Source organism: Flaviflexus massiliensis (assembly GCF_001375495.1).
Lineage (GTDB): Bacteria > Actinomycetota > Actinomycetes > Actinomycetales > Actinomycetaceae > Flaviflexus > Flaviflexus massiliensis.
The window spans coordinates 224,229-235,845 of the sequence record NZ_LN831057.1; the positions used below are offsets into that span (position 1 = coordinate 224,229).

Below are 11,617 nucleotides of genomic sequence, written 5' to 3' on the forward strand. Positions count from 1 at the left end.
CCGGTTTGACCGGGGTGGGTATGATGGCCGCATGGGAATCAACACGACTGAGTTCATCATCATTGCGCTCATCCTTGTCATCGTTGTTGGCCCTGAAAAGCTCCCAGAATTCGCTGCCCAACTTGGCCGACTCGTCCGTGAAGTCAAAGCCATCGCCACCGGTGCGAAGGCCCGCGTCAAAGAAGAACTCGGACCGGACTTCGAAGAGCTCAAGAACCTTGACCCGAGACAGTACGATCCGCGCCGGATTGTGCAGGATGCACTGAAGGACGAACCACCCTCACGTGTGCCGTCCCGTGCTTCGCGCCCCGTTTCCACGCCCCGTCAGCCGGCTCCGGCAACGTCCCAGCAGGCTACAGGTGTAGCCGCCGGTGCCACCGTTCCGGCCGCCGCAGCCAATACAACGCCTGCACCAGGCACTCCCGGCACGAGCACCGATCAGTCGTCAAACCGCCCGGACACGGCAGAGGCTATCCAGGTCCCGGTTGCTACCTCAGCTGCACCGGTGTACACTCTGCCCTTCGACGACCAGGCAACCTAAACTACCTGCGGACTCTCCCCATCACTGCCTAATTTCCTTACATACCCGCTGCTCGACCAGACCATGAGAGTTGGCGTTGCTACTAGCTCAACAAGGCTGTTGCTGGACATGAGCCGAGTGGTGAATCAAGGCGAGGCTGGAAACCCTGAGCTGGGATGGGTGTCGTACCTATGATGACTGGCGAATAAGCGCCGAAAGAGCTGTTTCTACAAGACAAACGCGGGACAAAAGACTGTGCCTGCCCCGAAGGGCAGGCACAAAGTCTCAGAGCCTTAAAGGACCGACTCTAGTTGTTGATGGGACTCAGGCCTAGCGAGCGACCGGCGAGACCGCGGGCACGGTGCGACAACTTGTTCGCCACGTTCCTGATCGTGGTCGCTGCCGGGGACTCGGAATCAGTTCCGGCCAGGGGCTTGCCAACGTCGCCGCTTTCACGCAGTTCCTGCTCGAGAGGAACCTGGGCGAGGACGGGGATCTCGTAGCCGAGGATCTTCGTCAGCTCGCTGGCAACCTTCTCGCCACCACCGGAGCCGAACAGTTCCATCTTCGTGCCGTCGGGCATCTCAAGGTGGGACATGTTCTCGATGACACCGATGACCTTCTGGTTGGTCTGGGCCGCCATGGCGCCCGCCCTCTCAGCCACCTGGGCCGCTGCCTGCTGCGGGGTGGTAACAACGACAATCTCGGAGTTGGGCAGGAGCTGCGCAACCGAGATGGCGACGTCACCGGTGCCCGGGGGCAGGTCGAGCAGAAGAGCATCGAGGTCGCCCCAGTACACGTCTGCCAGGAACTGCTGAAGTGCACGGTGCATCATCGGGCCACGCCACACGACGGGGGTGTTGCCCTGGGTGAACATGCCGATCGAAATGACCTTGATGTCCTGTGCGACCGGGGGCATGATCATGTCTTCCACGCGCGTGGGAGGCTGAGTGACACCGAGCATGTCGGGGATCGAGTGGCCGTAAATATCAGCGTCGACGATGCCAACACGGAGTCCGGACTTCGCCATGGCGAGCGCGAGGTTTGCGGTCATGGTCGACTTGCCGACACCGCCCTTTCCGGAGGTAATGGCGTACACGCGGGTGAGTGAACCGGGCTGCGAGAAGGGAATAACCGCTTCGGGTACTCCACCACGAAGTTTGGTTTGGAGGGCCTTGCGCTGTTCATCCGACATGACACCGAAGCTGACGGACACGGACTTGGTTCCTTCAACCTTGCCGACGGCCTCTTCGATATCGGACGAGATTGTGTCTCGGAGTGGACAGCCCTGCGTTGTGAGATCAATTCCAACAGCAACACTACCGTCGGCGACCTCCACGCTACGGACCATGTCGAGGTCGGTGATGGGGCGGCGAATTTCAGGATCAAGAACGGTGCTGAGAGCTTCCCGTACTGCGTCCTCACTTGGTACTGTCATGCCTTTTATTCTACTGATCGGCCCGTGAGTATTCTAGGACCCCACCTTTCCGTAGGCATGATCACGTTTCGGACAGCTCTCCGCAGGCCTCGCAAACATAGAATGATTACAGTTTTCTATCAAAACGTTCCCAAGCGCGTGAGCGGTTGGCCGGTTTCGAGGGAGAGAGTAAGTTCAGGGTTGCCATGAAATCTCAATCTCACGATCGCGAAGCAAATTCGCCCCGTGTCACCATGCGCCGGATCGCAGGTCTGGATGGGTTGCGGGTTGTAGCTGCCGGACTGGTACTCGTCTATCACCTGATCCCTGGCTGGGCAGACATTGGCTATGTCGGAGTGGACGTCTTCTTTGTCCTCTCCGGTTTCCTCATCACCAGCCTGCTCATCGTGTCACTCAAACGTCACGGTCGCGTGCAGTTGGGAGACTTCTGGGCCCGCAGGTTCCGTAGGCTATTCCCGGCAGTTTTCGTGGCCACCATCAGTACGGCAGCAATAGCGTTTATCTTCGGGGGAGATGCTCAGGTGGGGCTTGGCCGGCAGGTAGCCGGTTCCCTCACCGCGACCTACAACTGGGTCGAGATTGCCCACGGTGCCTCCTATTTCCAGGAGGCGAGCCCGCTCCTGCTCACCAACATGTGGTCGCTGGCGGTCGAGCAACAGTTCTATCTCGTGTGGCCACTCATCGTGGTCCTAATCGTTGCCTTACCCAATGCGCTCCGGGTGACTGTAGCCCTTTCCATTGCCGGCATCTCCATCGCCCTTCACATTGCTTTCCTCGGCGAGGATGTCACGCGCTCCTACATGGGCACGGACACGCACCTGTGGGGCCTTATGTTTGGTGCAGCCCTCGCCTTCCTCAAACAAAGCACGGTCATCACGAACCGCAACGCTCAGCTTCCAGTCACAGTGGGCTCGGCAGATAGCAGTCAGCAGAAAGCTACAACGACTGAGAACAAAGCTGGATCTGACGTTGATGCAACACCGGCGGTCAGCGCTCTCGCGGATGGTGATGACGTGCCGTCCTCGAGGCTCTCGGCACTGTGGGGGATCGGCGGCTGGATTGGGCTCATCAGCATCGTCATTGGCGGGATTGTTCTTGAGAACACGGAAACGATGTATCCGTGGGGAATGGTCGCGGCGAGCCTGGCCGCTCTGCTTGTTGTCAGGTCCATGCTTCCCGATGTCACCGGTGCCCCCGTGAGTGCCCTGGAGGGATTTCTTAACTCGCCGGTCATGGTGTGGCTTGGTGTCCGTTCCTACGGAATCTATCTCTGGCACTGGCCGCTCTACGTCATCGCCTACTACCAGTATCCGCTCGTAGACCCCCTCCTCATCGCCCCCATCATCGTCGCCCTGTCGATCCTGGCCGCGGATCTCTCATACCGGTTTGTTGAGAACCCGATCCGGGTCATGGGTGTGCGCGGCTGGTTCCGCCACGTGCGGGAACGGATCGCGAACTATGGTGCCCTGCGTGCCATCACCGTCGTGACACTCCCACTCGTCGTGGTTGGTCTCGCGGTCAGCGGTGTAGCCACCGCGCCAGCCACATCAACCGGACAGCAGGCCGTTGAAGCAGGAAACGACCCGCAGGCCCCCAACGGCGCTTCTGCCGTTCCTCCGCCTCCACCAGCACCAGAGGAAGATCCCGGCTCGAGTGACGACGCTCCAGCTCCCAGTGAAGGCCCGCAGCCACCTGAACCATCACCAGCACCGAGTGAAGACAAGGGTGAAACTGACAATCCAGGATCGGCTCACGAACCGGAGGAACCGAATGAGGATCAAGACGAATCCCCGCGGGATCCCAATGCCACTTACCCGACAAGCTGGGACCAGGTGACGATCATCGGTGACTCGGTCACGCTCGCCGCGCAGTATGCTCTGCAGGATGAGATGCCCGGGGTGACGGTTGATGCTGCCGAGTCCCGTAGCGTCCAGGTAGCCTACGATCTCATCGCCCAACATGCCGCCAGTGGACAGCTTGGAGACTATGTTGTTGTCTCCCTGGCAACGAACGGGACCATCAAGGAGTCGCAGGTTGAAGCGCTCCTCGACCTGATCGGACCCGACCGCACCCTCGTCCTCGTCACCGGTTTCGGCCCCGCAAGGGCAACCTGGATTCCAGAAGCCAACGAGACGATCCATGCAATGTCAGCAAAGTATCCGGACCGGATCTGGGTTGCCGACTGGAACCAGTCGATCAAGGACCACACGGACCTGCTGGCCGGCGATGTTACTCACCCGGGCAGGGAGGGCGCGATCCTGTTCGCTGAAACTATCAAAGAGCGCCTGGAGCCCTAAGAGCGAATCGAAATAGTAGTCAAATGCAGAGTATATGAGGGGGCCGGTTCAGATTGAACTGCTCCCTCATTCACTCTCTCACACCTTCTGTTGCAATGCAGTCACCGCGGTGCCGACTCCGTGGAGCTAAGTGAGCGGCTGCTCGAGGCCCTATTGTGCTTGGAAGAGTTAATTCCTTTGACAGCTTGACACTTCGGGCCTACTCCTTGTGTTCCTCACGATCCTGGTCGGTGGGGGACGGGTCGTGGCGCAGGCGTTCGATTTCGGCCTGGAGCTCAGCGATGCGAGCCTCTCGTTCGTTGAGGCGGTCGGAGCGCTCGCGGTCCAGTTCTTCAATCATCGAGCGAAGCTCGGAACGAACAAAGTCACGGGTTGCCATATCACCGAGTGTCATACGCAAGCCCGCAATCTCCCTCGTCAGATACTCGGTATCGGCCAGGTTCCGCTCAGCTCGCTGGCGGTCCTGTTCGTTGGCGACCTTGTCCCGATTATCCTGCCGGTTTTGGGCGAGGAGGATGAGGGGAGCCGAGTAGGAGGCTTGGAGGGAGAGCATGAGGGTCAGGGCCGTAAATCCAAGAGCGGCGCTGTCAAAACGCAGGTGCTCCGGCCCCCACGTGTTCCAGCCCAGCCACAGGGCAACAAACACCGACAGGTAGACCAGGAACTGGGGCGTGCCCGTGAAGCGTGCAATCGCTTCGGAGACCTGCCCGATCCGGTCCGAGTCTCGTCTGTTTCGTAGCTTGCGGATCTTGCGATTGCGAGCGTCCAGGGGTTCGCTAAACCGATCAGCCATTGAATCCTCGTTCCACTCTCATATCGAATTCTTCGTTCTCGGAGGTTCTCCAGTCACCCGGCAACAGGTGGTCGAGCACGTCGTCAATGGAGACGGCACCGAGTAGCAACCGGGACTCGTCCACCACGGGAAGCGCTGTGAGGTTGTAGGTGGCGAGCTGCCTCGCCACCATGCCAATCGAATCGTCGGGGGAGAGCGGATCTAGGTCGGCATCGATGATTTGACCGAGCAAGGTGGAGGGAGGTTCCCGGAGGGCCCGCTGCAGGTGAATGACACCAATGAACCGGCCGGTCGGGGTTTCGGTTGGGGGGCGTGCAACGAAGATCGTGGCTGCAAGTGCCGGCGTTACGTCGACGCGGCGGGCCGCGGCCAGTGCCTGGGCGACGGTTGCATCGGGCGAGAGGATAACGGGCTCGGTGGTCATGAGACCACCCGCGGTTCTCTCGTCGTAGACGAGAAGACGACGCACGTCCTCCGCCTCCTCCGGATCCATGCGCTCCAGGAGGAGTGCGGCGTGGTTGGAGGGGAGGTCGGCGACGAGGTCGGCGGCGTCATCGGGCTGCATGACGTCAAGAACGTCAGCTGCTCGCTCAATGTCGAGATCGGACATGATCTCGACACGCTCGTCGTCGTTGAGCTCGGATAGCACGTCGGCGAGACGCTCGTCGTTCAGGCCGGCGGCGACCGCCATGCGCCTCTCCCCGGGTAGATCGCGGATGACGTTGGCGACGTCGGCTGGTTTGAGGTTGGCGATCCTTGCGAGGAGCGAGGTGGCGGCCTGGCCTTCCTTGCCGGTGGCGAGACCGGTGACGTCCCCGATGGGGAGAATCATGGTCTCACCGCCGTGGGGGCCGTTTCGGTCCGTGCGCACATAGACCTGGGCCAGCCGCCAATCCGCCCTTCTATGTTCCTCAATGGAAAGGTCGATGACCGTGGCTTCACCACTGCCGTCTTTGAGCGTGACCTTGCGATCAAGGATTTCGCTGAGTGCCAGGGTCTCCGTCGAGCGCTGTGCGAAGCGGCGCATATTGACGAGCCCGGTGGTGATGACCTGACCGTTCGCGATCGATGTGACGCGTGACAGGGGTAGGAAGACGCGTTTCTTTCCGGTGACCTCGATGACGAGGCCCACGGCGAGCGGTGCTCCAACGAGCCGGAAGAGTACGACAACGTCGTGCACTTTCCCGACCTTGTCCCCGATGGGGTCAAAGACTTCGGTCCCGGCAAGGCGCCCAACAAAGACGCGGCTTCGTGGCTGCATGTTAGCTCCTGTTCAACACTGTCTTCATCCAGTTCTCCACATCGGTGACGGTACGGGGGATGCTTTCGGAAAGGCGGACCGCGCCCTCATCGGTCACGAGAATATCGTCCTCGATGCGGACGCCGATGCCGCGTAGCCACGCGGGGATTTTCAGATCGTCTTCACGGAAATAGAGTCCGGGTTCGATCGTGAAGACCATGCCCGGCTCGAGGTAAGCATCGAGGTACATTTCCCTGCGGGCCTGCGCGCAGTCGTGAACGTCAAGACCCAGGTGGTGGGAAGTGCCGTGCGGCATCCAGCGACGATGGAACTGACCATCGGGTGCGAGCGATTCTTCCGCCGTGCCAGGCAGGCAACCCCACTCTTCCAGGTAGCGAGCGATGACAACCATCGCGGCCGCGTGAATGTCGCGGAACCTCACGCCCTTCTCGTTCGCCTTTGCAAGCGAGGCTTCGCAGGCCTCGAGAACGGCTTCGTACACCTTTTTCTGTTCGGGGGAGAAGGTGCCGTTCACGGGGAGGGTGCGGGTGATGTCGGCGGTGTACAGGGAATCAACCTCGGCACCAGCATCTACCAGAACCAGGTCACCTTCCTTCACCTGGCCGTCGTTAACGATCCAGTGGAGGGTATTGGCATGGTTGCCTGCAGCGGCAATCGTGTCGTAGCCGAGCCCGTTGCCCTCTTCGCGGGCGCGCGCGGCGAATGCACCTTCAATGACGCGTTCCCCGCGCCAGTGGTTCACTGCCCGGGGGAGGGAGGCGATGATGTCGTCAAAGCCCATTGCAGTCACGTCGATCGCCTTCTGGATCTCTGCGATCTCCCAGTCGTCCTTGATGAGGCGAAGTTCGCTTGCCGCCTCGGTCAGCTTTGCATCAAGCACTTCACCTTGGGTGAGCGATTCGCGCTGACGGAGCTCCTGGATCTGTGCATCGATCTTCGTATCGGCCTGGGTGATGGTCGCAAGCTGCACCTGACCGAGATCCTTCGCCAGAGCATCGGGAAGGTTGTCAATGTGGTCGGTACGGATCCCGGTCATCGTCGACATTTCTTCCAGGCTCGGGCGTGCCCCCACCCAGAACTCGCCGTAGCGGGAATCTGCCCAGAACTCTTCCGCGGTACGCGGGGTGCGGGGATGGAAGTAGAGCACAGCCTCGTGCGTCTCATCCGATTCCTCGGTCACACCATCGAGAGGATGAAGGACAAGAACGGCGTTGGGTTCGAGCTCCCCGCCAAGCCCGGTGAGATGGGCGAAAGCGGAGTGGGCACGGAACCGGTAGTCGGTGTCATTGGACCGGACACGGAGCTCACCGGCGGGAAGAACGAGCCGCTGGCCAAGAAACTGCTTGCCGAGCGCGCGTCTGCGGATCACCGTGAAGTCGGCAACTGTTGAACGGCTGGGGCCGTCAGGGCGCGGCCCCCAATCCTCACCAATGAAGGTGCGAAACTCTTGATTATTGGGACGTTGGGAGCGGTTCGAACCGCGATTCGTGGTCTCGTCAGTCATGTACCCATTGTGTCACCGACTCCGCCCACATTCGATTTCACGGCCCGCAATGCCTTGAGCCCGTACCCTAAGCTATGTGATCGACCTTCATACCCACTCCGCCTATTCCGATGGGACACAGACCCCGCTCGAGCTCATGACAGAAGCCGCCCAAGTCGGCATTACCGTTCTTGGGCTCACCGATCACGACACCATCGCCGGCTACGAGGACGCAAAAGCAGCCGCCGAGGCAACCGGCGTTGGCCTCGTGACCGGCATCGAGATCAGCACCCGTTTCAAGGGCCGCGTCGTCCACCTGCTCGGCTACCTATTCGACCACACTCGCGCCATCGCCGAGCACTGTACGCGAGTACGGAAAGCACGGGTGGAAAGACTGCGGGACATGGTCGATGTCATGGAACGGGACGGCCTCATCACCTGGGAGGAGGTGCAACAAGTAGCGGGAACGGACGCCACTCTCGGCAGGCCCCACATAGCCGATGCGCTTCTTCAGCGCGGCACCATCACCCACCGGGATGAAGCCTTCACCACCTACCTGTCACCCAGTTCCCCCTACTACCGCAGCTACTGGGCACCCACACTTCAAGAATCGATCAAGCTCATCCACGATGCTGGTGGGGTGGCAGTGTGGGCACACCCAAGGGCCGCAGCTAGGGGTGGGATGCACGACTGGCAGGCGATCCGGGAAGGCATCGCTCTCGGCATTGATGGGCTCGAAGTTGATCACCGGGACAATCCGGTCGCAGACCGGGCGAAACTCGCTAGTATGGTGAGCGAACTCGGACTCGTCCGAACAGGCTCGAGCGACTACCATGGCTCGGGCAAACACAACCAGCTCGGGGAACACAACACTTCGCCGCACATGCTGGAACGAATCGCCCACCAGGCGACAATGGAGGTCTACCGTCCGTGAACAACGTCATCGACACAACTGTCTTTGCTTCGACCTTCTTCACGTTGTTCGTCATCATGGACCCGGCAGGAAACGTGCCGATCTTCCTTGGCCTCACATCCAAGATGACCCCGAAAGAACGTGCCCGGGCGGCCTGGCAGGCAAATGCCGTATCGGCGGGAGTTCTCGGTGTCTTCGGGGTCTTCGGAACCTACATCCTCGGCTTCCTCCACATTTCGGTTGAAGCCATGCAAATGTCGGGCGGCCTGCTCCTCCTGCTCGTTGCCCTACAGCTCCTCACCGGTGAAGAAAGTGACCCGGGCAAACCCGCAGGCAAAACCAATATCGCCCTCGTTCCCATTGGCACCCCGCTCCTGGCGGGGCCGGGAACCATCGTCGCGTTCATGTTGTCCGTCGAAGGCGCGGGATCCGCCGCGCCAAAGATCGTTGCCGTCATCGCCGCTTTCATCGCCGTGCACCTCGCCTCCTGGGCAGCCCTGCGGTTCTCCGTCGTCATCCACCGCTTCCTCGGTGAAGGTGGCACCACGCTCCTCACCAAACTGTCAGGTATGCTCCTTGCCGCAATCGCCACCCAGCTCATTATTAATGGCGTTCTCGGCGTCGTCGATACGCTCTAGCGGCACCGGCAGGCGGCGAGAGTACCCACTCGCATAATCCTGCCCACTAGTCCTGACCACGCGAGGAGTCTGTACCTGCCTGGAGCATCGCCAAGTTGTGCAGATATCGTTTAGCACGACAGTTCAATATAATTGGGGGATGGCCGGCCAAGGTCGACCTTCCATCCCCCAATTTACACCGCCACGGTTTGCCTATTCGAAGCTAGCTCATGAGGGCAATTCACTTCAATCCTGCTGGGTTGCCTGCCCCTGCGGGTTGCCGTTCTTGGTGCGACGACGAGCACGGGTGCGGCGGGCCCGCGGCTGATCGGAACCGGATTCGTTTCGGCCATTATTACGACCTTGCGAATTACGGTTACCGCCACCGTTCCGGCTGGCGCCTCGTGAACGACCGGGCGAGTTCCGCTGGCCCCTGCTACTGCGACCCCCGGTCTCGCCCAGGTCCTCAACCTCTTCGGCTTCAAGACCGGCACGGGTGCGCTGCGAACGGGGCAGGCGACCCGTCACTGACGGATCAATGTTGAGATCCGAGTACAGGTGATCAGAGGTGTGGTAGGTCTCGACGGGCTCGGGAGTGCCGAGACCGAGCGCATTGTTGATCACCGACCAGCGGGGAGTGTCCTCCCAGTCAACGAAGGTGATAGCCGTGCCCGACTGGCCCGCACGTCCGGTACGGCCGATACGGTGCAGGTACGTTTTCTCATCTTCGGGGCACTGGTAGTTGATGACGTGGGTGACGTTCTCCACGTCAATGCCGCGCGCAGCAACGTCGGTAGCCACGAGGATATCGATCTTGCCGGTACGGAACGCGCGCAGTGCGCGCTCGCGGGCACCCTGACCGAGATCACCGTGAAGAGCGCCGGTTGCGAAGCCCCGCTCTTCCAGCTCGTCAGCAACCTTCGCGGCCTGGCGCTTGGTGCGGGTAAAGATGATGGCGAGTTCCCGGCCTTCGGCCTGAAGGATGCGGGCGAGGACCTCGATCTTGTTGAGTTGGTGAGCACGGTAAACAACCTGAGTTGTTTCCTTCACCGTCTTCTGGTCGCCGGTCGGGTCCTGGGCGCGGATGTGTGTGGGGCGCGTCATGTATCGGCGTGCCATTGCCACGACGGAACCGGGCATGGTTGCCGAGAACAGCATCGTGTGGCGAGTTGGGGGAGTGGCGGCCAGAATGGTCTCCACATCCTCCAAGAAGCCCAAGTCCAGCATCTCGTCCGCTTCGTCAAGGACGAGGGTCTTGAGGGCCGTGAGGTCGAGAACTTTCTGCTTATACAGGTCAATGAGCCGGCCGGGAGTACCGACAACGATCTCGGCACCCTTCTTCAGGGCCTCAACCTGCGGCTCGTAGGCGCGACCCCCGTACACCTCAACGATCCGGATCTTGCGGTTCGCTGATGCCATCTTGAGATCGCCGGCGACCTGGACGGCAAGTTCACGGGTCGGCGCAATTGCGAGAGCCTGGGGTGCTCCTGGCTTGGTAAGGGCGTCGTAGCCCTCTTCACCCGGTGCAATCACGGCTTCGACCATGGGGATGCCAAAGCCGAGAGTCTTACCGGTTCCAGTCTTGGCCTGACCAATGATGTCCTGCCGGGACAGTGCAATCGGGAGAGTCAGAGCCTGGATCGGGAAGGGATGCGTGATCCCCTTGGCTGCAAGAGCATCAACAATCTCGGGGCTGACACCGAAGTCCGCGAAAGACTTGACTTCAAGGTCAAGCTCTTCCGCGGTCGCATCAATGTCTGCCTTCGGCTCCTTGGCTGAAGGGACGTTGGCATGATCGGTATTAATTTGTCCGCTAGTCGACATAATTTCCTTTACTTCAAGTCAATCGGGGAGGTGCGTAATCGCACTGGCAGCCGATCGTCAAGAAGCAATGCCGGGGTTCGGCAGATAAAAGAATGTCAACGGCACGACCGGTCAACCTTCGTGGCCATCCTAGTGCATAAGGAATGGCAGAACTGAAGATGTGTCAGGCGTGACCGAAACCGACGCGGCGCGGCTCGTCCTCACCGACGGAAACGTAGGCCAGAGTCGAGGCGGGAATGAGAGCCTTGCGGCCCTTGGTGTCCGAGACGATGAAGATGCCGTTGGAGGAGATTGCTTCGGCAACGGCGGCCTCAATCTCTTCTGCGGTCTGGTCGACGTCGAAGGTGAGTTCGCGTGCAATGTTCTGAATTCCGATATGAAGTTCCATGGTGTCCATGGTACGAAACATGATCCCGACTCGATGTGGCGATTCGTCACCAGCCGAAAAGTGAGAAAAATATGCCGACCTGC

10 protein-coding genes are annotated in these 11,617 nt (G+C 60.5%); 4 read left to right on the top strand and 6 right to left on the bottom strand.

Features of this window, described 5'->3' with window-relative positions:
* Positions 1 to 31 precede the first annotated feature (31 nt).
* Positions 32 to 541, top strand: a complete 510-nt coding sequence (locus BN1241_RS02565) for a twin-arginine translocase TatA/TatE family subunit (protein ID WP_054952151.1) — start codon at positions 32 to 34, stop codon at positions 539 to 541.
* A gap of 286 nt (positions 542 to 827) precedes the next feature.
* Here the strand turns inward: BN1241_RS02565 and BN1241_RS02570 are convergent, their stop codons facing one another.
* Complete coding sequence (locus BN1241_RS02570; protein WP_054952152.1) at positions 828 to 1,958, bottom strand: Mrp/NBP35 family ATP-binding protein; 1,131 nt, start codon at positions 1,956 to 1,958, stop codon at positions 828 to 830.
* Between the two features lie 185 nt (positions 1,959 to 2,143).
* Between BN1241_RS02570 and BN1241_RS02575 the strand changes: the two genes are divergently transcribed.
* Positions 2,144 to 4,255 (top strand): acyltransferase family protein, encoded by a 2,112-nt coding sequence (locus tag BN1241_RS02575; RefSeq protein ID WP_054952153.1) that lies wholly within the window; start codon positions 2,144 to 2,146, stop codon positions 4,253 to 4,255.
* 199 nt (positions 4,256 to 4,454) lie between these two features.
* Here BN1241_RS02575 and BN1241_RS02580 read toward each other — a convergent pair whose 3' ends face one another.
* The 3 genes from BN1241_RS02580 to BN1241_RS02590 are packed head-to-tail and all read right to left on the bottom strand — an operon-like array spanning position 4,455 to position 7,813.
* Positions 4,455 to 5,048, bottom strand: a complete 594-nt coding sequence (locus BN1241_RS02580; protein WP_054952154.1) for a DUF1003 domain-containing protein — start codon at positions 5,046 to 5,048, stop codon at positions 4,455 to 4,457.
* Complete coding sequence (locus BN1241_RS02585) at positions 5,041 to 6,309, bottom strand: magnesium transporter MgtE N-terminal domain-containing protein (RefSeq protein ID WP_054952155.1); 1,269 nt, start codon at positions 6,307 to 6,309, stop codon at positions 5,041 to 5,043. Before BN1241_RS02585 ends, BN1241_RS02580 begins: the two co-directional genes overlap by 8 nt.
* 1 nt (position 6,310) lies before the next feature.
* Positions 6,311 to 7,813: an aminopeptidase P family protein gene (locus BN1241_RS02590; protein WP_054952156.1), complete on the bottom strand. Its 1,503-nt coding sequence runs from the start codon at positions 7,811 to 7,813 to the stop codon at positions 6,311 to 6,313.
* A gap of 76 nt (positions 7,814 to 7,889) precedes the next feature.
* On the opposite strand from BN1241_RS02590, the gene BN1241_RS02595 reads away from it, so the two are divergent.
* Together BN1241_RS02595 and BN1241_RS02600 are read left to right on the top strand one after the other, a co-directional pair.
* Positions 7,890 to 8,726, top strand: coding sequence for a PHP domain-containing protein (locus tag BN1241_RS02595; RefSeq protein WP_054952157.1), 837 nt, complete (start codon positions 7,890 to 7,892; stop codon positions 8,724 to 8,726).
* On the top strand, positions 8,723 to 9,343 hold the full coding sequence (locus BN1241_RS02600; RefSeq protein WP_054952158.1) for a MarC family protein: 621 nt from the start codon (positions 8,723 to 8,725) through the stop codon (positions 9,341 to 9,343). Before BN1241_RS02595 ends, BN1241_RS02600 begins: the two co-directional genes overlap by 4 nt.
* Before the next feature lie 225 nt (positions 9,344 to 9,568).
* Here BN1241_RS02600 and BN1241_RS02605 read toward each other — a convergent pair whose 3' ends face one another.
* Together BN1241_RS02605 and BN1241_RS02610 are read right to left on the bottom strand one after the other, a co-directional pair.
* A complete protein-coding gene (locus BN1241_RS02605) occupies positions 9,569 to 11,146 on the bottom strand; it encodes a DEAD/DEAH box helicase (protein ID WP_054952159.1) in 1,578 nt (525 codons plus the stop codon).
* A 163-nt stretch (positions 11,147 to 11,309) separates the two neighbouring features.
* Positions 11,310 to 11,534: a DUF3107 domain-containing protein gene (locus BN1241_RS02610; RefSeq protein ID WP_054952408.1), complete on the bottom strand. Its 225-nt coding sequence runs from the start codon at positions 11,532 to 11,534 to the stop codon at positions 11,310 to 11,312.
* Positions 11,535 to 11,617 lie beyond the last annotated feature (83 nt).

Excerpts from the sequence above, each read along its gene's own strand:
- BN1241_RS02605 (WP_054952159.1), bottom strand. The coding sequence starts at position 11,146 with ATGTCGACTAGCGGACAAATTAATACCGATCATGCCAACGTCCCTTCA.
- BN1241_RS02610 (WP_054952408.1), bottom strand. The coding sequence starts at position 11,534 with ATGGAACTTCATATCGGAATTCAGAACATTGCACGCGAACTCACCTTC.
- BN1241_RS02590 (WP_054952156.1), bottom strand. The coding sequence starts at position 7,813 with ATGACTGACGAGACCACGAATCGCGGTTCGAACCGCTCCCAACGTCCC.
- BN1241_RS02570 (WP_054952152.1), bottom strand. The coding sequence starts at position 1,958 with ATGACAGTACCAAGTGAGGACGCAGTACGGGAAGCTCTCAGCACCGTT.
- BN1241_RS02580 (WP_054952154.1), bottom strand. The coding sequence starts at position 5,048 with ATGGCTGATCGGTTTAGCGAACCCCTGGACGCTCGCAATCGCAAGATC.
- BN1241_RS02575 (WP_054952153.1), top strand. The coding sequence starts at position 2,144 with ATGAAATCTCAATCTCACGATCGCGAAGCAAATTCGCCCCGTGTCACC.
- BN1241_RS02585 (WP_054952155.1), bottom strand. The coding sequence starts at position 6,309 with ATGCAGCCACGAAGCCGCGTCTTTGTTGGGCGCCTTGCCGGGACCGAA.
- BN1241_RS02565 (WP_054952151.1), top strand. The coding sequence starts at position 32 with ATGGGAATCAACACGACTGAGTTCATCATCATTGCGCTCATCCTTGTC.